The organism is Bradyrhizobium sp. 45 (assembly GCF_023073155.1).
Taxonomy (GTDB): Bacteria; Pseudomonadota; Alphaproteobacteria; order Rhizobiales; family Xanthobacteraceae; genus Bradyrhizobium; species Bradyrhizobium canariense_D.
The window spans coordinates 38,711-58,896 of record NZ_JADPIX010000154.1; the positions used below are offsets into that span (position 1 = coordinate 38,711).

A 20,186-nucleotide genomic window follows, 5' to 3' on the forward strand; every position below is an offset into this window, starting at 1 on the left:
GGTCTCCGTTCGACCGAGAGGGCGGGTTGAAGTGTGGTCCCGCGCCCGAGTTGGCTCAGAAGCGATCCTCCGCAAACGAGCCGTGAGGTTCGCCGACGGCGATCAGCGGCGTTGTTCGTGAGCGATTACGCGTTGCTTCGCGAAACGCCTGGGCCTTCCCTTCCATGAGTCAACACCGCCTCGGCAGCAGCTTCGTCGATGGCCGCCATCACATCAGCGGTTGCGGAATGATGAATCATGTGTCCCGCTCCGTCGATCCGGTGCAATTTGCTCTGCTTGACCTCGCCATGCAGCCTGACCGACTGCTTGATATCGATCAGACGATCGTTCTGGCCCGCGATAATGATCGTCGGCATCTTGAGTTCTGCATAAGTCTTCGAACCTGAGAATGCGGCGGAGATCAACATGGTCGCTTCGGCCGCTGTGGCCCGCATCTGTGATGGGCGCAACGCCATTTCTTTCGGAAAGCCGGCGAACTTGTTCGGGACCGGCCGGGGGCCAAACAGCTTGCGCAACATCGCGGGCCACATCATCCGACCGGCTAGCGGCGAAATCGTGGAGCTGATGACGTCCCCGACCACCGGTAGGGCGGACAGCACCGACGCCGCGCTGTCCGCGCGGGGAGTCGGGAAATAATAGCCCGAGGCCAATACGAGAGCCTGCACGAACGAAGGATGTCTTGTCGCCAGCGCAACCGCAACCGACGCTCCCCATGAATGGCCAAGGACAATCGCTTGAGAGACGCCCAACTGATCGAGGGCCTTCTTGAACAGGTCCGCCTGGGCATCCGGAGTCCAGACGACGTGCCTTGGCCGCGAGCTATGCCCAAAACCGGGACGATCGAACACCATGACCCTGTAGTTCTCGGCTGCGAGATCGATCAATCCACTCGAGACGAAATCCTGGACCATGCTGCCATTGCCGTGAAACAAGACCAGCGGCTTGCCTCTGCCGCGTTCCAAATAGTGCAGGCGAACCCCCTCGACGTCGATGAACCGACCCTGCGGAGGATTATCGCGTTGCGCTTTGTTCGCGAGCCGCCGGTTTATGATTGCGGTAGCCGCAACGAGGGTACCTGCGGCAGCAAACGCGGCGGCGCCTGGATGTCGCGTGATGGCGCTCAAGCAATCGGATAGAAAGGAGCTGGAACGTGTTGGTCGTGCAAGGCGCATGTGCATTACCTTAGGTGGTCTGCACGACGCCCCATCAAATGAGAAATGTTGCAGCTGAGTTGAACGGTTCGCGGGGGTGTTCGTTCCTCGGCAGGGCCGACGGCGGCGGGGCCCAAGGAGGTAAATTTCCGGGCCATCCGCGACCTCATCCGCTCGTGCCCGGACTGGCTTACAGGAACCTGACGGAAGGGAGCGGCCGGCCCGCCGGGTGCTTTTTCGCTGGCCGAGATGCCCCGGATGATGGAAGACAGCGAAGATGCGGCGGAAGCCGTGCGGTGACACCGGAACATCCCGCGGGAAAATGCGATGCGCCTTCTGATCGTCGAGGACAATGCCGAGCTGTCGCGGCTCGTTGCCGGCGGGCTGTCGGCGGCCGGCTATGAGAGCGACATCGTCGGCAGCGCTGCCGAAGCGCGCGAGGCGGTCAGCAGCGTCAGCTATGCCGCGATGATCCTCGACCTCGGACTACCCGACGGCGATGGCCTGTCGGTGCTGCGTGAGCTTCGCCGGCAGATGGAGCCGTTGCCGGTGCTGGTGCTGACCGCCCGCGGCGGCTTGCAAGATCGTGTCAGCGGCCTGCGCAGCGGCGCCGACGACTATCTCGCAAAACCGTTCGCGATGGAGGAGCTGGTGGCGCGACTGGAGGCGATCCTGCGCCGTCCGGGCCAGTTGCTTGGCCGCTCGCTGCGCCTCGCCAACCTCGTCTATGACACCGAGAGCCGCCAGATCTTCGTCGACGACCAGCCGCGCATCATCTCCGCGCGCGAGACCTCGGTGCTCGAGATCCTGCTGCGCCGGCAGGGGCGGGTGGTACCGAAGAAGAACGTCGAGGACCACATCTTCGGCCTCGATGGCGAGGTCGCCTCCAACGCGGTCGAGGTCTACGTCTCGCGGCTGCGCAAGCAGCTCGCCGAGCATGGCGCCAAGGTCGTGATCCACACCATCCGTGGCGTCGGCTATCTCATGGCCGAGGAGAAATAGCGTGGCCCGGATCGGATCTCACGCCGGATTCCGCGCCGGGATCCATGGGAGGTCGCCGACCAAATCGCTGATCTGGCGCATCGTGTTCCTGCACATCGTGGCGGTCGCGGTGGTCGCGATCTTCCTGCCGCTGGTGCTGTTCTGGCTGCTCAATTCAGAGATCGACCAGCTGCATCGCGATGCCATGCGCGCGCAGGCCGAGGTGTTGGCCGAGCGCATCGTCGCCCAGCCCGACGGGCTGCTGACGTTCAACCTGCCGGACAGTCTCAAGGGCCTTTATTCAGAAGCCTATGGCCGCTACCAGTACGACATTCGCGATGCCGGGGGGAATCTGCTGTTTTCGTCGCGGCGCAAGACCGGCACTGCGGCGGCCGCGCCACCGCCGCTCTCCGAAACGATTTCCGGGGCTGGAGTCACCCGCACCATCGACGGCAAGGTGATACGCATTCGCGTCGCGGAGGACCTCGCGCACCGCGACGTCATCATCGACGACATCGTATCGAACTTCTTCCGGCGGGTCGGATGGATCACCATTCCGATCCTGCTGGTCCTGCTCGGCATCGACATCATCATCTTTCGCCGCGCTGTTGCGCCGCTATGGAAGGCCTCCGAGGAGGCGAGCAATATCGGCCCGGCGCGCACGGACATCCGCCTGCCGACGGAGCAGATTCCGCGCGAGATCATGCCGCTCGTCACCGCCGTCAACCAGGCGCTCGACCGCCTCGAGGACGGCTTTCGGGTGCAGCGGCAGTTCACCGCCGACGCCGCGCATCAATTGCGCACGCCGCTCGCGATCCTGCGCACGCGGATCGAGACGCTCGGCGATGGCGCCGCACGGCATGCGCTGCATGCGGACATCGAGGGCATGAGCCGCATCGTCGCGCAGCTACTGGAGATCGCCGAGCTCGACACGCTGGTGCTCGATCCCGGCGAGACCGCGGATTTGCGCGCGGTCTGCGCCGAGGTGGTCGGTTCGATCGCGCCGCTCGCGATCGCACAGCACAAGGATATCGCGCTGAGGGGCACCGAGGCGCCGGTGCTGATCCACGGCAATTCGGTGATGCTCCAGCGCGCGATCTTCAATCTCGCCGAAAACGCCATCAAGTTCACGGCAATGGACACGTCGGTCGATGTCGATGTGAGCGAGGATGGCGCGGTGCGCGTGCGCGATTGCGGGCCGGGAATCGCGGAAGCCGAGCGCGAATTGATCTTCCACCGCTTCTGGCGCGCCGACCGCCAGCGCAGCGACGGCGCCGGCCTCGGGCTGTCGATCGTGCGCGCCGTGGCGGATGATCACGCGGCGACGGTTGCGGTGGAGAATCTTCCGGGCGGCGGCGCGCAGTTCACGCTGCGGTTCAGGCTGGCGGAGAAGTCGGACGACCTTAATTTGAACGCAGTGCGGTACTGACGCGCCACCTTCTCCCGCATCCGCCTTCGCCAAGGCTTCGGCGGACATGAGGGGAGAAGGCGAAAGCGACGGCTATTTCAGCTTGCCGGTGGACAAATCCATGATCATGCGCGTGGTCAGATAGAGACGCGGCACGATGCTGTCGAGTTTGACATATTCGGCGTCGTTGGAATGCGCGCCGAAGCCCGACAGACCCATGCCTTCGACCACGGCTCCGCTGGTCTTGAGTGCGGCAAACGCCGCGTCGGTGCCGCCGCCGGTCGCCTTCTCGTCGACTTTGAGAGGCAGTCCGATCTCCTCATAGATCGTCTTGCCGTGGGCCGCGACTCGACGTGAGGCGTCGTTGGCCTCCAGCGGCGGACGGCGCACCTCGAATTTCAGCTCGACCTTGGACTCGGGCAGCAGGTGATTCTTGATCTTCTCCTGCAGTGTCTTCTCGAGCTCGTCGAAATCGGTGACCTTAAGTGCACGTGCGTCGGCCTGGGCCGTGGCCTCCGCGGGGATCACGTTGCGGTTGGTGCCGGCCTTGGAGACCGTCCAGTTCAGTTTCAGGCCCTGCTCTGGTTTGGACAGGTCCTTCATCTGCAGCAGCTGGTGGGAGAGTTCGTACAGCGCGTTGACGCCGCCCTCGGGCCGTGAGCCTGCATGTGACGACTTGCCCTGCACCGTGAGATAGGCCGAGCCGATGCCGCTGGTGGCCAGCCGCAGCGTGCCGTCGGTACCGCCGCCTTCAAAGGAGAACACCACATCCTGATCCGCAGCGAACCTGGTGATGGTGCTGCGCCAGCCCGGTGAGGAGATCTCCTCGTCGCCATTGGTGAGCACCGTGAGCGTGCCGTAGTCCCGGAAGCTCAGCTTCTGCAGCAACGCCACGGTATGAAGAATGAGCGCGACGCCCTGCTTGTCGTCGGCAATGCCGAGGCCGTAGGCCTTGTCGCCGTCGATGCGGAACGGTTGATCCTTCAGCATGCCCTTCAGGTACACGGTGTCCATGTGGGCGATCAGCATGATCTTCTTGCTGCCGGTGCCCTTGAATACGGCGTGTACGGCCGGGCCGATCTTCTCGGGTGTGTCGTCGAGGCGATAGACGTCGGTGGGTTCGAGGATCTCCACCGTGCCGCCCAGCTGCTTGAGCTGGCCGGCAACGCGCTCGGCGATCTGGTTAAGGCCTTCGACATCCTTGCTGCCGGATTCGATGCTGACGAGATCGCGCAGCGTGTCGAGCAGCGGCTGCTGCTCCTTTTGCGCCAACGCATGGACGTCGGCCATGACATTCGCGCTCAGCTCAGCATGCGCCGGCATTGCCGCACATCCCAGCCAGAGCGACGCGATCAACGAACCAACGAGCGATGGAGCAGGGTAGGATCGCGACATGCGTGGCGGCCTTAGGTTGGGGGAATGGCGCGGTATGCCCGTGTTTCCGGCGCTTGTCACGTGCCCGGCGCGCCCGTCATGCCCGGCCGAGGCGGGCGTGATGGGAACGGCCAGGGCCGCGGGCCGTCTAAGCCTAAAGTCGTAGGACCGGATGGCGCGGGAGCTGGGCATTTTCGTCCCTCACATCGTGAGGGATGGAAATCGGACGACACATGTTCCATGCTGGCCTCCAAGCCTCGGCAAGAAGGCCCACCGTCACAATCCATCAGGGTAGGAAATCATGAAAAGACGAGATTTCATCAAGGTCACCGGGCTTGGTGCGGCGGGTGTCGCCACGCTCGCCGCTCCAGCGATCGCGCAGACGACGCCCGAGATCAAATGGCGCATGCCGACGAGCTGGCCAAAATCGCTCGACACGCTCTATGGCGGCGCCGAGATGATGGCCAAGATGGTCGCGGAAGCGACCGACAACAAATTCCAGATTCAGACATTTGCCGGCGGCGAGATCGTGCCGGGCCTTCAGGTGCTCGATGCCGTGCAGAACGGCACCTGCGAAATCGGCCACACCGCGTCTTATTATTATTTCGGCAAGGACCCGACCTTCACCTTCGGCTCGGCCGTGCCGTTCGGACCGAACATGCGCATCAACCAGGCCTGGTACATGCTGGGCGGCGGCAGGGAGATTCTCAACGAGTTCTACAAGAAGTACAACGTCGTCTCGCTGCTTGCTGGCAACACCGGCTGTCAGATGGGTGGCTGGTTCCGCAAGGAGGTCAAGACGCCCCAGGACTTCAGCGGGTTGAAATTCCGCATCGGCGGCTTCGCCGGAAAAGTGATGGCCAAACTCGGCGCGGTGCCGCAGCAGATCGCCGGTGGCGACATCTATCCGGCGCTGGAGAAGGGCACCATCGACGCAGCGGAATGGGTCGGGCCCTATGACGACGAGAAGCTCGGCTTCGTGAAAGTCGCGCCGCATTATTACTTCCCGGGCTGGTGGGAAGGCGGGCCGATGCTGCTCGCCTTCGTCAACCAGGACAAGTGGAATGCTCTGCCGAAGCACTATCAGAGCATCCTCGAGCAGGCGGGGCACTACGCCAACAACTGGATGATGGCGAAGTACGACCAGGCCAATCCACCGGCGTTGCGGCGCCTGCTCGCGGCCGGCGCCAAGCTGCATCCGTTCTCGCCCGAGGTCATGCAAGCCTGCTTCAAGGCGGCAAAGGAGCTGCACACCGAAGTCTCGGCTACCAACGCGGACTTCAAGAAGGTCTACGAATCGCTGACCGCGTTCTCGAACAACGGATATCAGTGGTTCCAGGTCGCCGAAGTCGGCTATGACAACTTCATGGCGCGCAACTCGCAGAGCTGATCGCAGAGCGCACGATCGGCCCAAACGAAAAAACCCGGAGCTTTCGCTCCGGGTTCTTTTTTGCAGGCGGGCCGGGCGCTATTGCTTCGGCTGGCCGAAGTCGAGCGGCGGCAGATCGATCTGGGGAATGTCGATCTTGATGCTGTTGGGATCGACGGTGGACTGCACACCCTTGTAGTGCATCACCATCGACGGGAACATGATCACGAGCAGCACCATGACGAGCTGGATGACGACGAACGGCACCGCACCCCAATAGATCTGTCCCGTCGTGACCGGCTCCATGCGTTTGCCGGTGACGCGGTCGGTATAGCGCTCCTTCGGCGCGACCGAGCGCAAATAGAACAGCGCAAATCCGAACGGCGGATGCATGAATGACGTTTGCATGTTGACGCCGAGGATGACACCGAACCAGATCAGGTCGATGCCGAGATGCTCGGCAGCCGGCCCGAGCAGCGGGATCACGATGAAGGCAAGCTCGAAGAAGTCGAGGAAGAACGCCAGCACGAACACGAAGGCGTTGACGAAGATCAGGAAGCCGATCTGGCCGCCGGGCAGGGATGTCAGCAGGTGCTCGACCCAGACATGGCCGCTGACGCCGTAGAAGGTGAGCGAGAACACGCGTGCCCCGACCAGGATGAAGACGACGAACGCGGACAGCTTCGCCGTCGATTCGGTGGCCTGTCGGATCAGGTCCCAGGTCAGCCGCCGCTTCGCGGCTCCGAGAATGAGGGCGCCGGCTGCACCCATTGCACCGCCTTCGGTGGGCGTCGCGACGCCGATGAAGATCGTGCCCAGCACCAGGAAGATCAGGAATAGCGGGGGCACCATGACGAAGGTGGTCTGTTGCGCCATCTTCGAGAGGAAGCGGTAGCCCGTCAGCTTGTCGAGGACCCAGTTCGCGATGGCGACGAAGAACGCGAAGAGAATGCCGAAGAACATGCTGAGCACGACGAAGTCGGCGCCGTGTGTCTCCGAATTCCGCATCATGAACCAGCCGAAGACGCAGCTCGCCAGGAACAGCACGCCGAGCGACTTGAGGCCGCGGTCGCCGCTCTCCTCGCGGAAGCCGATCGCCTCCTTGGGAAGACCCGGCGCCGCCTTCGGGAAAATCATGGTCACGAGGAACGCGTAACCTGCATAGAGGCCGGCGAGCACCAGGCCCGGAATGAATGCGCCCTCGTACATGTCGCCGACCGACTTGCCGAGCTGGTCGGCCATCACGATCAGGACGAGTGAGGGCGGAATGATCTGCGCCAGCGTGCCGGAGGCCGCGATGATGCCGGTCGCCACGCGGCGGTCGTAGCCGTAGCGCAGCATGATCGGCAGCGAGATCAGGCCCATCGAGATCACCGAGGCCGCCACGACGCCGGTCGTCGCCGCAAGCAGGGCGCCGACGAAAACCACCGCGTAGGCGAGGCCGCCACGGATGGTGCCGAACAACTGGCCGATGGTGTCGAGCAGATCCTCGGCCATGCCGGAGCGCTCGAGCACCAGTCCCATGAAGGTGAAGAAGGGAATGGCGAGCAGCGTGTCGTTGTTCATCACGCCGTAGACGCGCTCCGGCAGGGCCTGGAGAAAGTCCGGGTGAAATTGTCCGAGCTGAACGCCGATGATGGCGAAGAACAGGCCTACGGCGCCGAGCGAAAATGCCGCCGGATAGCCGAGCAGCAGCACGATCACGAGCGTCGCGAACATGATGGGCGCCAGATTGGCGATAATAAACGCGGTCATGACTTCCCCCTAAACCGTCGCCAACGGCTACTTCTTTTCGATCGCTTCGACGAGGTGCTCGACCTCGGCCTCCAGTGCGGACACCTGCGACTCGTGTGGGTCCGGGATCATGCCGCGCATGATCGCGATTCGCTTGATCAGCTCGGATATGCCTTGAACGAGCAGGAGGGCGAAGCCGATCATGATCAGCGCTTTTGCCGGCCATTGTGGCAGGCCGCCCGCATTGCCGGATTGCTCGTTGATCTGGAGCGAGCGCAGGAAGAACGGTATTCCGGTCACGATCATGACAACGGTCAGCGGGATCAGGAAGAAGATGTGCCCGATGATGTCGATGATGTTGCGAGCCCGTTTCGGCATCATGCTATTGAAGATGTCGATCCGGATGTGCTCGTTGTCGAGCAGCGTCCAGGACGCGCACAGCAGGAACACGATGCTGAAAAGCACCCATTGCAGCTCGAGCCACGAGTTGGAGGACGTGTCCAATGTCTTTCGGATGATCGCATTCAGCGCCGAGATGACGACGGCGAGCAGGATCAGCCAAGCCAGACGTTTGCCCGTCCAACGTGTGAACGCGTCAATTCCATTGCTCAGCTTCAGGAGCGCTTGCAAGATTGGTCCTCCCCGATTTGCCCCGGCCGTCTTGACTGCGCCGAGTGGGCGCGTTGGCTTGTCTCGCCGCGCAGGCATGAGGCTGCCGCACCAAACCAGCGAGCGTGCCGCCAGTCAATCGGAAGTTTGTTGATAGTTAAGGGGAATAAGCCGCGGCCGGCCAGCCGATGTTAGCCGCCGGTGACGCTCATGTGCCTGGAGACGCTGGGGCGGTCGTGGCGGCGGTCGATAATGAAATCGTGGCCCTTGGGCTTCAGCCCAATGGCGCGGTCGATCGCATCCGCAAGCAGCGAATCGTCGTCCGATGCACGCAGAGGTTTGCGCAAATCGGAGGCATCCTCGTGGCCGAGGCAGGTGTGCAACGTTCCCGTGCAAGTGACGCGCACGCGATTGCAGGATTCGCAGAAATTATGGGTCATCGGGGTGATGAAGCCGAGCTTGCCGCCGGTCTCGGCGACGCTGACATAGCGCGCCGGCCCCCCGGTGCTCTCGGCCAGATCGGTCAGCGTGAACTGCTGGGCAAGGCGCGCGCGCACCAGCGACAGCGGCAGATATTGGTCGATTCGTCCCGATCCGATCTCGCCCATCGGCATGACCTCGATCAGCGTCAGCCCCATGCCCTTGCCGTGGGCCCAGCGCATCAGGTCGGGAAGTTCATCCTCGTTGAGGTTCTTCAGCGCCACGGCGTTGATCTTGACCGCGAGGCCCGCGGCGCGTGCCGCCTCGACGCCTTCCAGCACCTTGTCGATCTCGCCCCAGCGGGTGATCTCGCGAAACTTTTGCGGGTCGAGCGTGTCGAGCGAGACGTTGATGCGGCGGACGCCGCAATCGGCGAGCTCGCTGGCATGTTTCGCAAGCTGGGTGCCGTTGGTGGTCAGCGTCAGCTCGCTCAGCGCGCCGCTCTTGAGATGCCGCGACAGCGAGCGCACCAGCGTCATCACGTTACGGCGGACCAGCGGTTCGCCGCCGGTGAGCCGCAGCTTCTTCACACCCTTGGCAATGAAGGCCGAGCAGAGCCGATCGAGTTCCTCCAGCGTCAGCAGGTCCGCCTTGGGCAGGAACGTCATGTCTTCGGACATGCAGTAGAAGCAGCGCAGGTCGCAGCGGTCGGTGACGGAGACGCGCAAATACGAGATGGTCCGTCCGAACGGATCGGTCATCGTGCTCGACAGGGGGCTCGCGGAAAGTCCGTTCATACCAAATGCCTTGTCACTTGCGGCAACGCGAGCAGTTTTGCTTCAGCGGTGTCCTGGAAGCAATCTAAGCATCGAATGCGTCAGAGACAATTGGGGGATGACGGAGGTCAGCGCTTGCCCGCGTTAGGATCGGGGAAAGGCGAGCCCGCAGCCGGTGCGGCAGCAGCCGGGGCGACCGCGGCCGCCGCCGGTTTCGGTTTCTTCGGGCGGTGCGGCTTGCGGACCGGTCTTGGCGGAACGGCCGGCTGGAGCTCCGCGAAAACCGGGTTGGGGTCGGTGGTGATCGAGGCGGGGGTCGTGAAGTCACCGGGATTCCTGATGACGTTCACCGGCACGCTTACTGGCTGGTATTTCGGCAGCGCGAAAGCGACCGTGAAGGGGGCGTCGGGGGCGGGAACCGCGACGGAGCAGGGCGTCTTGCAGCCGGCACCTAGTGAGGTCGTGGCGTCAGCACCCGGGGGATTGGATTCGAGCCGGACCTGCACGGTCGGCGGGGCCGATTTGAACATGTCCCAGGACGTCGAAGACATCGAGGAGCAGCCGGCAAGGCTCGCTGCTCCCAAGAGACTGACCCCAGCTAGCGCAATCGCGATGACACGACGCATGACCATCCACTTATTGCGACGAACCGCCACATCCCCGGACAAGCTTAGGAGTGTCGTTCCGACCGAGCAACCGGCCGGCCGCACATAGTTAGTAGATGGTTAACGCCGGATTCCGTGGAATAACTAAGCTATCTCAGCTACTTGAGAGCTGCCTGCGCGGTCATCAGGCTGCTGGCGGCGGCCGGCAGGTCGCGCATGTGATGGATCAGCCGGTCCGGCTTCAACTCGGCAATCGGGACGTCCGTATAGCCGAAGCTGACCCCGATCACGGGAACTCCGGCGCGCCGGGCCACGCCGACATCGGGTCCGGCGTCGCCGACCATGATGCTGGCTTTGACCTCGCCGCCGGCCCGCGCCACCGTTTCGCGGAAAATGGTCGGATCGGGCTTCTGCACGCCAAAAGTGTCGGCGCCGCAAATCGCAGCGAAGCGCCGGCTCAGGTCGAGCTGGTCCAGCAGGCGCTTCGACAGCCATTCCAGCTTGTTGGTGCAGACCGCGAGGCGATGGCCCTGGGCTGCAAAATGGTCGAGCGCGGCCTCCAGCCCCTCGAACGGCCGGGATTCGACGGCGATATTGTCGGCGTAATAGCCGATGAAATCGGCCGTCATCCGGTCCATGTCGGCCACCGTGACGCTGCGGCCCTCGGCCTCCAGCCCCCGCTCGATCAGCTTGCGGGCGCCGGCGCCGATCATGTTGCGGGCCGAGGCCATCGGCACGGGCGGCAGCCCTTCGCGGTCGAGCACGTAATTGAGCGCGGTGATCAGGTCGGGCGCGGTATCCACAAGCGTGCCGTCGAGATCGAAGACGATGGTGTGGGAGGGGGTCATGGTCCAGCGCTACCGGCCCGGCCCCGCCCGCGCAAGGGCCGAAGCCATAAGATCACCTTATAAGCTGGGCCGGAGGCCTGTTCCCCCAGACCCTGTTCTCCGAGGGAAAACGAGGCTACACAGGCCGCCGCAAGCCTAACACTCGTAATTCAGGGACGGCGCAAACGTGAACATGGACCAGTTGAAGCGGCAGGCTGCGGCGCGCGCCCTCGAGGACGTCCGTGACGGCATGCAGCTCGGGCTCGGTACCGGCTCGACTGCAAAACATTTCGTCGAGCTGCTCGGCGAGCGGGTCCGCGCCGGACTGAAAGTGATCGGCGTGCCGACCTCCGAGGCGACGCGTCTCGATGCAATCCGCTGCGGCGTGCCGCTGACCACGCTGGATGAGATCGATCATCTCGACATCACCGTCGACGGCGCCGACGAGATCGATCCCGAACTCAATCTGATCAAGGGCGGCGGCGGCGCGCTGTTGCGCGAGAAAATCGTGGCGGCCGCCTCGGATCGCATGATCGTGATTGCCGACGACACCAAATGGGTGCCGACACTCGGCGGCTTTCCGCTGCCGGTCGAAGTCATCCCGTTCGGGCTCGGCGCAACGCGTCGCGCGATCGAGAAGGCGTTTGCGGAATGCGGCGTTTCCGGGCAGATGGCGGTCCGCAACGGCAAGGACGGCCACGTTTTCGTCACCGATGGCGGCCACTGGATCCTCGATGCCCAGCTCGAAAAGATTGAGGATCCCGCCCGCCTCGCCACGGCGTTGAGCGCGATCCCCGGCGTCGTCGAGCATGGTTTGTTCATCGGCTTGGCCAGCTCGGCTGTCTTGGCGGGTGGCGAGGGAATTCGCGTGATTGAACGGCGAAAGCCGAAAGGAGACTAGGAATGAAGAGCGTTTTGAAATTGTTGCCGGTCGCGACCCTCGCTGTGGGACTGGCCCTCTCGGTCGCCCCGGCCGGGGCCCAGCAGGCGGCTCCGCCGAAATCGTCGCCGACGGCCATCGCGGCCGCCAAGGAGATCCTCGCGATCAAGAACGCCAGTGCGATGTATGCCAACGCCGTGCCCGGCCTGGTCGATAAGACCAGGATCGCGCTGATCCAGCAGAACCTCAACTATCAGAAGGATCTCACCGAGGTCGCCGGGGTCGTCAACCAGCAGCTGGCAGGCCGCGAAAAGGAGATCGGAGAAGGCATGGCGCAGGTCTATGCCAGCGAGTTCACCGAGCAGGAGCTGAAGGATCTCGTCACCTTCTACAAGTCGCCGCTGGGCAAGAAGCTGATCGAAGCCGAGCCGCGCGCGATCGGGCTGAGCATGGCCTTCATGAACTCCTGGGCTCAGAACTTCTCCGAGACCGTGATGGGTGCCTTCCGCGCCGAGATGCGCAAGCGTGGCAAGGAGATCTGACAGTCCCTATCTGATCGGAATCCGGATCATGTTCTGAAAGAGGTCGGAGTGGACAATGGCTGAATTCGACGTCGACCTCTTTGTCATCGGTGGCGGTTCGGGCGGCGTGCGCGCCGCCCGCATCGCGGCCGGCTACGGCGCCCGCGTCATGATCGCGGAAGAGTACCGCATGGGCGGGACCTGCGTGATCCGCGGCTGTGTGCCGAAGAAGCTGTTCGTCATCGGCTCGCATTTCCGCCACGAGATCGAGGACGCCGCCGGCTTTGGCTGGACCGTTCCGTCTGCGACCTTCGACTGGCCGACGCTGATCGCCAACAAGGACAAGGAGATCGCGCGTCTGGAGGCGGCTTACACCGCCAATGTCGAGAAGTCGGGCGCGCAAATCGTCAAGAGCCGCGCGGTGATCGAGGACAAGCACACCGTCCGCCTGCTCGAGAACGACCGGAAGATCACTGCAAAATACATTTTGATCGCCACCGGCGGCGCGCCCAATCACGGCGCTCCGATTCCCGGCATCGAGCACGTGATCTCCTCCAACGAGGCGTTTCACCTGGCCAAGCTGCCGAAGCGGATCGTGATCCAGGGCGGCGGCTATATCGCGCTGGAGTTCGCCGGCATCTTCGCCGGCTTCGGCTCCGACGTCACAGTCATCTATCGCGGCGACAACATTCTTCGCGGCTTCGACGAGGATGTTCGCGCCCATGTCCGCGCCGAGATGGAGAAGCAGGGCATCACCATCCTGACCGGCTGCACGGTGACGAAGGTCGATCGGCACGGCGAGGAATTCACCACGCATCTGTCGAACGGATCGAGCCTTGCCTCCGACCAGGTGATGTTCGCGATCGGCCGCCATCCCGCGGTCGCCAATCTCGGCCTGGAGAAGGCCGGCGTCGCCATCAACCCGCGGAACGGCGGCATCGCGGTCGACCATTTCTCCAAGAGCTCGGTCGACAGCATCTACGCGATCGGCGACGTCACCCATCGCTTCAACCTGACGCCGGTCGCGATCCGCGAGGGCCATGCGTTCGCCGACAGCGTGTTCGGCAAGCGCGAGGTGCAGGTCGATCACGCCAACATCCCGACCGCCGTGTTCTCGCAGCCGGAGGTCGGCACCGTCGGCCTGACCGAGACGGAAGCCCGCGCGCAATTCAGCCATATCGACATTTACAAGACCACGTTCCGGCCCATCAAGGCGACGATGTCGGGCCGCGATACCCGCGTGCTGATGAAGCTCGTCGTCGATGGTTCAACCGACCGTGTGCTCGGCTGTCACATCGTCGGCGATGCCGCAGCCGAGATCACGCAGGCAGTCGCGATTGCGGTGAAGATGAAGGCGACCAAGGCCGATTTCGACGCGACGATCGCGCTGCATCCGACCGCGTCCGAAGAGCTCGTCACCATGCGCACCCCGACCGCCCGCCACGTCCGCCAAGCGGCGGAGTAACTCCGCTCAGCCGTACAGGTATCCGACCGGCTTGCCCTCGGTGCGCAGCGGACGGATGTCCTTCTGCGTGATGATCTGACCGGCGAGGCCGTCGATCTCGTCGCGTTGCGTCGGCGTCCAGCTGCGGAGGTCGTTCATGCCCTTGAGAAGGCCGAGCCGAAGGACCTGCGTGTTCTCACCAACACCGACGAGGCTTGTGGCGTTCTTGCCCGCCGTCACCACATCGCCGGCCGCGAGCTCAAAGGTCTCGCCAGTCTTGTTCCTGAATTCGGCCGTGCCGCGGATCACGCGGTAGATCACGACCTCGCCCTTGGCGAAACATGTGGTGTCCGCCGCTGACGACGTGCTCTTGGACAAGAGCGATTGGCCGCGCGGATCGGTTGCGATGATGTGGCCGGCGACGAGGTGACCGCTCGGAGCCTCGATCCCGATATCGCGCACGTAAACCGGCATGGCCGATTTGATCGGGCTGTCGGTGAGCGGCTTGAACAGCGCATCCAGCGCCAAGGGGTCCTGGAGCCAGAAGCCTGCATCGACCGGGCGATCATGCAGAGAGTGGCTCCATGCCACCCGCGGCGTCTCGGCTTCGTTGATCTGGTCCGGACCGACGATGGTCGGGTTTGGAAACGTCGTCGGGTCAGTGATGAAGGCTTCGAGGAATTTGCCCGAATAGCCCATCGAGATTGGATCCGGCACCACCGTCTGCGGCGTCTTCAGATTCTCTTCGGTCGACAGTCCCGACCAGGTGTAGAACAGCTGTCGGTGCACGATCGCGCTTTGCAGCATCACCGCGCCGGGGCCGACATTATAGAAGCGCCCGTCATGGTCGAACGTGAACGCGCCCGACGTGACCAGCACGAGCTGAAAGCCGCCCGGCGGCAGATGAAGATGGAAGTCGGTAGGGCCGGTGTCGGGCAGATAGATCGGCAGATTGGTCGCGACCTCGTGCAGCAGGAAGGTTTCGTTGTTGGCGTGGAAACCCTCGTTGGCGCGATTGTAGAGGGCCTGCGGCCGGTACGTTGCCTCGAACTTCGCATTCCGGTCGCGATCGATCGCCACGAACTCCTGATCGTTGAGGCGAAGGGGCGCGCCGTCCGGGCGGGTGAGGCCGGTGAATTTGAGATCGCCGGTGGCATGCACGTTCATGGCATTCTCCGATCTGGCCCGCTCACCCTGTCTCGGCGCACGCATCTTGCTGAGAGCAGGGGATCAGGCCTGATGCTGCCTTGCGAATTTTAGGCCAGTCGAGGCGGTGCGCGGCACGCAAGGCTTTGCGACTCGCCGCCACGCGATGAAAAATCGAGGTTGCACTTGAGGTTAGATGACACGCTTGACCAGCCTGCATGGCCATGTTCGCCCAGTCTGCAATCCTGGTGACGAGACGTGTCTTGTCTAATTTGGCGGCATTCTGGCGCGGATGCGCAGCTGCGCCGATCAGGAGAAGTCGGCGGCCGGGTGTCTGAAGCCGTTCATTCGAAAGCTCGACGGACGGTCCGCTCGGGCTTGCCGTACGGGCTGTCAGCCCACTTCGCCATGTCCACTGCACGCGCCTCGATGAGCTCGCACCAGAGGCAGCTGAGCTCCGCGCGCCCTTTGGCCGAGAGCATCGGAATGAGGCCATGGCCACAGCCAGCGCAACATTTGACGTGATTCATCGTTCTCTCCGCGACCTTACGCATTCAGGACCGACATTGTTGCTCGCGAAGCTTGCGCGGGCGCTATGAAGGCGCGGGAACGCCTGCGGCGGGGGTGCTCGTGCCCGAGATCGTCGCGTCTGCGATCCAGCGCGACACGGCGGCGATGTCTTCCGCATTGTCGCGGAAGGCGCGAAGCTGGAATTCGGCCGAGCTGCCGCGTTCGACGATGGTGCGACAGTGTTCGACCTCGGCCATGCAGTTCAGCGCGGCGGCGTCTTCGGCGATGTCCTCGATCACACGGGAGAGCAGCTCGGAGATCTCGACCGGCCCGTCCTTGGAGGCAAAGATGCAATCGGTGCCGTAGCGCTGGGCGCGCCATTTGTTTTCCACCGCAATTGCGCGTTCGACCGCGGTGACCTCTTTCGAGAGATGAGGTCGCAGGTAGAGATAGCGGGTCAGGCAGCGATAGAGCGAGGCAATGGCAACGGCGTCGTCGACGAAGGTGCAGGTATCGGGCGCACGCAGCTCGAGGGTCGGGTGCTTCATCGAGGGGCGCATGGCCCACCAGATGTGACTTTCATCGGGGATCACGCCCGAGCGCTGCAACGCGCCGACATATTCGTCGTAATCCTGCCGGCTCTCGAATAATTCGGGCAGGCCAGTGCGCGGCAGCTCGGAATAGGCGGCGAGCCGATAGCCCTTCAGTCCGGTCTTGTGTGAATTCCAGAACGGGGAGGAGGCCGACAGGGCGATGAACAAGGGCAGATGCGGCAGCATCGCTCGCATCACCGCCATGCGCTTTTCGGGATCGGGCAACTGGACGTGCACGTGCATGCCGCACATCAGGTTGCGGTGGCCGATGCTGCGCAGATCCTCAATCATCTCCTCGTAGCGTGGCTTCGGGCTCGGCTGCGACATGCGCCAGACCGCGGTCGGGTGCGTGCCGCAGGCCATGATCACGAAGCCGTATTGTGCCGCGACGTTTGCGACTTCGCGACGCAGGAAGCGAAGCTCTTCGCGCGCGTCGGCGACGTCGACATGCACGTTGGTGGCGACCTCGAGCTGCGACTGTAACATCTCCCGCATCGCCTGGCCGCCTGTCGACCAATTCGCAGATTCGAATAGCTCATTGGGGGTCTGGATCGCGACCTCCAGGCTGCGGCGATCGGCGAGGAAGTATTCCTCCTCGATACCGAACGAATATTCCGCAGCCTTGCCGCGTCCGCCGGCCGAGCGAATGACGAGGTGCTGCCTGTCCTCGGAGGAATCAAGCCGCAGCAGTTTCAAGACGTCTGACGCCAATGTCATCGTGCCACCCGGCCAAGGTATTTACCCGCGGGCGATAATCCTTCTGGCAGGAGCGGGTTCCGCGTCGACCTCACTGGAAATTGCAAGATCGAACGGAACAATTTTCGCGCTCTCGGACGCACGTGCGACCAGCGCGTGATTCGCGGGCACTTCCGTCCAGTCTGTTTCCTTGTCGAACGGCTCGGAGACGACGATGACTTGGCCGCCAGCCTCGCGGAAATAGAGCGTGTTGGCGGCATCGTTGACCGCAACCCGGAAGGCATAGAGATCCCGGCCGTTGGCGATGGCGCTGGTGAAGCGTAGCCGCTCACGAAGCTCGCCTTCGTTGACGAGGCCGACGAGGGCTCGCAGCACGCGATGCGTTGCGCCGAGCGGATCGGCGTCGAGACCCGCGCCCATCATGGCGAGAAACACGGCTTCCGAATCGGTCGTGCCTGTCCGCGAGGGGTAGTAGGCATCGGGGATCAGCGCCTCGACCTTGCGCCGTAGGCGATTCCAGCTGCCGACGAAACCATTGTGCATGAACATCCACTGGCCGCAGGCAAAGGGATGGCAGTTCTGCCGCGTCACTGCCGTGCCGGTGGCGGCGCGCACATGGGCGAAGAACAGATGCGAGCGCAAATGGCGGCAGAGGTAGCGGAGATTTTCGTCCGACCAAGCGGGGCGTGTTTCACGATAAAGACCAGGCTCCGGATGCTCACCGTACCAGCCGAGACCAAAGCCGTCGCCATTCGAGCCCGCCGTCGACTGGAGCGAGCGGATGCTTTGCGCGATGAGCGAATGCTCGGGCTCGGTGACATAGGGCTCGAAGGACGTGGTCTCGCCCCGGTATGCGATCCAGCGGCACATAGGAATTCCGTCAGGAGATGCTTGCTGAAATGTATCAACGAACCTGACAGGACGATGGTTCCCGACAGCGAGTGTCGGGAACCAAGTGGCTACTAAACCGGAACCGGAATCAATGGCGCAACCTCGCGATCACCAGCGTTCTCGCTCGCTGCGAGACCTTGCGCGACGCCGACACGGTCAGCCTCGGGACGGTTCTGGCTCATCTTGCGCTTGCCTTCGAACCGCACGACGGGAATCCGCACGCCGACGATTCCGCGCAGCTGAGTTGCGATGAAATCTTCGGGGGCATCGGTAACGGCCCACGGCTTTGCACGCGATCCTTCATGCCTATTCGTGAGCCGCGTCACGGCGTCGAGCAGGCGCTCGGGCTCCTGGAAGAATTCGACCGGGCCGTAGGCATGCACCGCGACGTAGTTCCAGGTCGGCACGACCTTTTCGGTTTCCTGCTTGGTCGCGTACCAGGACGGCGTCACATAGGCGTCGGGACCGCTGAAGATCGCCAGCGCATCTCCGATCGGCGGCAGTTTCCATTGCGGGTTGGCTTTCGCCACATGTCCGTACAGCACGCCATGTTCGCCTTCGCTCTCGTCGAGAAGCAGCGGCAGCGGCGTGGCGACGGGGCCTTCGCTGGTAGCCGTGACCAGGCTGGCGAGGCGGGCGCCGCGAATGGTCGCTCGGATGCTCTCGATGTCGTCCTTGAAGGCGGGAGGGATGTACATGTCTATCTCCGGTGTTGCTCTGGAGATAGCCGGAATCTGGCCTGTAAGAAACTGCCAGTTATCGTCTATTTGATCAGTCCAGTTCGGCGACGGCTTGTGCGAGAAGCCTGCAGCCGCGCTCGATCTGTGCCACCTCCAATGCCGAATAGCCCATGACGAGGCCGACCGTCTTCCGCGGTCGGCGAGGTCCGACGAACAGCGCAGAGACGGAATAGATGCCGACGCCCTTTGCATGGGCCGCCTTGATCAACGCGTCCTCTCGCTTCTGCGGCAGGTCGTCGAACCACGCCACGATGTGCAGGCCGGCGGCCGTGCCCTCGATCCGGACGCGGTCCCCGAACCTGCGGCGAAGCGCGTCGAGCAGCGCCCGCTGGCGTTCGGCGTTGCGCCGGCGCACGCGCCTGATGTGGCCGTCATAGGCGCCGCTTTCCAGCATCGACGCGAGAGCGCCCTGTTCGATCAGCGGCGTGTGCCGGTCCATGATCTGCTTGGCGGCGGCGATCAGGGATCGCAGGGCGGAGGGCACCACCAGAAAGCCGATCCGCAAGGTCGGCGAGAGCGTCTTGGAGACGGTGCCGAGATAGATCACATTGCCGCCGCCTTCCAGCGCGTGCAGCGGCGGGATCGGCTTGGTATCGTAGCGATACTCGCTGTCGTAATCGTCCTCGATCACATAGGCGTCGTTTGCCCTGGCCCAGGCGAGCAATTGGTGCCGGCGGCCGATCGGCATGACGCCGCCGAGCGGATATTGGTGCGACGGCGTGACATAGGCGAGGCGGGCTTCGACGCCATCGAGCCGCGCTGTCTCCAGTCCATCCACGTCGACGGGAATCGGGATCGTCTCGGCGCCCGTCGCTGCGAAAGTATGCCGCGCCATCTGGTAGCCGGGATCCTCCATCACGAAGCGGTCGCCGGCATCGAGCAGCAGGCGCGCGCAGATGTCGAGGCCCTGCTGCGAGCCGTTGACGACGACGATCTGATCGACCTCGCAGCGGACGCTACGCGACCGCCAGAGATAGCCTTGAAGCGCGGTCCGCAGCCGCAGCGCCCCGCAGGGATCGTCATAGGCCAGCCGCTCGGGCTTGCGCGCCATCGCAGCGGTCACGGCCTTTTTCCATGCCAGTACCGGGAAATCCGACGGCGCGAGCTCGCCATAGCGGAAGTTCGCGACCAGCCCGCGCGGCGGCTCAGACCAGCGCGGCGGGTCTTGAAGCAACCGGTTCCCGAAGGCCGACAGCCGCACCTTCCGCGCCGACGGCCGCGACACTACGCGCGTGCGTCCTCGCTCGACGACGGCGCGAGCCACGCGCGGTCGCGCGCCATGGCGTGTTTCGATGAAGCCTTCGGCGGCGAGCTGTTCGTAGGCGATCGTGACGGTCGAGCGCGCCACGCCCATCTCACCGGCCAGCGCGCGGGAGGACGGCAGCACCCCGTCGATCCCGTACACCCGTGCCATGATCTGATCCCGCAGGACTTCGTAGATCTGGCGCGCGCCCATGCGGTCGGCACGGGGCGCGGGATTGGTCTTCATCTGGATCATCCACATTCCGAAC

18 protein-coding genes are annotated in these 20,186 nt (G+C 63.7%); 6 read left to right on the plus strand and 12 right to left on the minus strand.

All coding sequences use genetic code 11. From position 1 onward, the window contains the following. Window positions 1-125: 125 nt before the first annotated feature. A complete protein-coding gene (locus IVB42_RS37240; protein ID WP_247472065.1) occupies window positions 126-1,172 on the minus strand; it encodes an alpha/beta hydrolase in 1,047 nt (348 codons plus the stop codon). Between the two features lie 306 nt (window positions 1,173-1,478). Here IVB42_RS37240 and IVB42_RS37245 point away from each other — a divergent pair, with 306 nt between their 5' ends. Beyond that, window positions 1,479-2,153, plus strand: coding sequence for a response regulator transcription factor (locus IVB42_RS37245; RefSeq protein ID WP_007592584.1), 675 nt, complete (start codon window positions 1,479-1,481; stop codon window positions 2,151-2,153). 1 nt (window position 2,154) lies between these two features. Beyond that, window positions 2,155-3,561, plus strand: a complete 1,407-nt coding sequence (locus tag IVB42_RS37250; RefSeq protein ID WP_247472067.1) for an ATP-binding protein — start codon at window positions 2,155-2,157, stop codon at window positions 3,559-3,561. Between the two features lie 72 nt (window positions 3,562-3,633). Here the strand turns inward: IVB42_RS37250 and IVB42_RS37255 are convergent, their stop codons facing one another. After that, a complete protein-coding gene (locus IVB42_RS37255; protein WP_247395872.1) occupies window positions 3,634-4,935 on the minus strand; it encodes a M20/M25/M40 family metallo-hydrolase in 1,302 nt (433 codons plus the stop codon). Between the two features lie 280 nt (window positions 4,936-5,215). On the opposite strand from IVB42_RS37255, the gene IVB42_RS37260 reads away from it, so the two are divergent. Further along, a complete protein-coding gene (locus IVB42_RS37260) occupies window positions 5,216-6,304 on the plus strand; it encodes a TRAP transporter substrate-binding protein (protein WP_085395849.1) in 1,089 nt (362 codons plus the stop codon). A gap of 78 nt (window positions 6,305-6,382) precedes the next feature. On the opposite strand, the gene IVB42_RS37265 is transcribed toward IVB42_RS37260, so the two are convergent. From IVB42_RS37265 to IVB42_RS37285, 5 genes are all read right to left on the minus strand, one after another. Then, on the minus strand, window positions 6,383-8,038 hold the full coding sequence (locus IVB42_RS37265) for a TRAP transporter large permease subunit (RefSeq protein ID WP_247395870.1): 1,656 nt from the start codon (window positions 8,036-8,038) through the stop codon (window positions 6,383-6,385). A 27-nt stretch (window positions 8,039-8,065) separates the two neighbouring features. Continuing rightward, the gene (locus tag IVB42_RS37270; RefSeq protein ID WP_018459380.1) at window positions 8,066-8,647 is read right to left on the minus strand and encodes a TRAP transporter small permease subunit; all 582 of its coding nucleotides are present in this window, start codon (window positions 8,645-8,647) and stop codon (window positions 8,066-8,068) included. A gap of 170 nt (window positions 8,648-8,817) precedes the next feature. Beyond that, on the minus strand, window positions 8,818-9,843 hold the full coding sequence (gene moaA / locus IVB42_RS37275) for a GTP 3',8-cyclase MoaA (protein WP_085352728.1): 1,026 nt from the start codon (window positions 9,841-9,843) through the stop codon (window positions 8,818-8,820). A 107-nt stretch (window positions 9,844-9,950) separates the two neighbouring features. Next, a complete protein-coding gene (locus tag IVB42_RS37280) occupies window positions 9,951-10,448 on the minus strand; it encodes a hypothetical protein (RefSeq protein ID WP_247369144.1) in 498 nt (165 codons plus the stop codon). A 137-nt stretch (window positions 10,449-10,585) separates the two neighbouring features. Beyond that, complete coding sequence (locus tag IVB42_RS37285) at window positions 10,586-11,275, minus strand: HAD-IA family hydrolase (protein WP_247395868.1); 690 nt, start codon at window positions 11,273-11,275, stop codon at window positions 10,586-10,588. 166 nt (window positions 11,276-11,441) lie between these two features. On the opposite strand from IVB42_RS37285, the gene rpiA reads away from it, so the two are divergent. The 3 genes from rpiA to gor are packed head-to-tail and all read left to right on the plus strand — an operon-like array spanning window position 11,442 to window position 14,120. After that, entirely contained in the window at window positions 11,442-12,155 is a 714-nt protein-coding gene (rpiA, locus tag IVB42_RS37290; protein ID WP_085352729.1) for a ribose-5-phosphate isomerase RpiA, read from the plus strand. Between the two features lie 2 nt (window positions 12,156-12,157). Next, a complete protein-coding gene (locus IVB42_RS37295) occupies window positions 12,158-12,676 on the plus strand; it encodes a DUF2059 domain-containing protein (protein WP_085352730.1) in 519 nt (172 codons plus the stop codon). A gap of 55 nt (window positions 12,677-12,731) precedes the next feature. Then, window positions 12,732-14,120 (plus strand): glutathione-disulfide reductase, encoded by a 1,389-nt coding sequence (gene gor, locus IVB42_RS37300; protein WP_018459374.1) that lies wholly within the window; start codon window positions 12,732-12,734, stop codon window positions 14,118-14,120. Between the two features lie 6 nt (window positions 14,121-14,126). Here gor and IVB42_RS37305 read toward each other — a convergent pair whose 3' ends face one another. From IVB42_RS37305 to IVB42_RS37325, 5 genes are all read right to left on the minus strand, one after another. After that, window positions 14,127-15,266 carry a glucuronate isomerase gene (locus tag IVB42_RS37305; RefSeq protein ID WP_247395866.1) on the minus strand — a complete coding sequence of 380 codons (1,140 nt, stop codon included), beginning with the start codon at window positions 15,264-15,266 and terminating at the stop codon, window positions 14,127-14,129. 572 nt (window positions 15,267-15,838) lie between these two features. Then, window positions 15,839-17,065 (minus strand): carboxylate-amine ligase, encoded by a 1,227-nt coding sequence (locus IVB42_RS37310; protein WP_026233789.1) that lies wholly within the window; start codon window positions 17,063-17,065, stop codon window positions 15,839-15,841. Between the two features lie 21 nt (window positions 17,066-17,086). Continuing rightward, window positions 17,087-17,914: a class II glutamine amidotransferase gene (locus IVB42_RS37315; protein WP_018459370.1), complete on the minus strand. Its 828-nt coding sequence runs from the start codon at window positions 17,912-17,914 to the stop codon at window positions 17,087-17,089. A 92-nt stretch (window positions 17,915-18,006) separates the two neighbouring features. Next, window positions 18,007-18,633: an FMN-binding negative transcriptional regulator gene (locus tag IVB42_RS37320; protein WP_018459369.1), complete on the minus strand. Its 627-nt coding sequence runs from the start codon at window positions 18,631-18,633 to the stop codon at window positions 18,007-18,009. A gap of 73 nt (window positions 18,634-18,706) precedes the next feature. Further along, window positions 18,707-20,173, minus strand: a complete 1,467-nt coding sequence (locus IVB42_RS37325) for a PLP-dependent aminotransferase family protein (RefSeq protein ID WP_247395864.1) — start codon at window positions 20,171-20,173, stop codon at window positions 18,707-18,709. Between the last annotated feature and the right edge of the window lie 13 nt (window positions 20,174-20,186).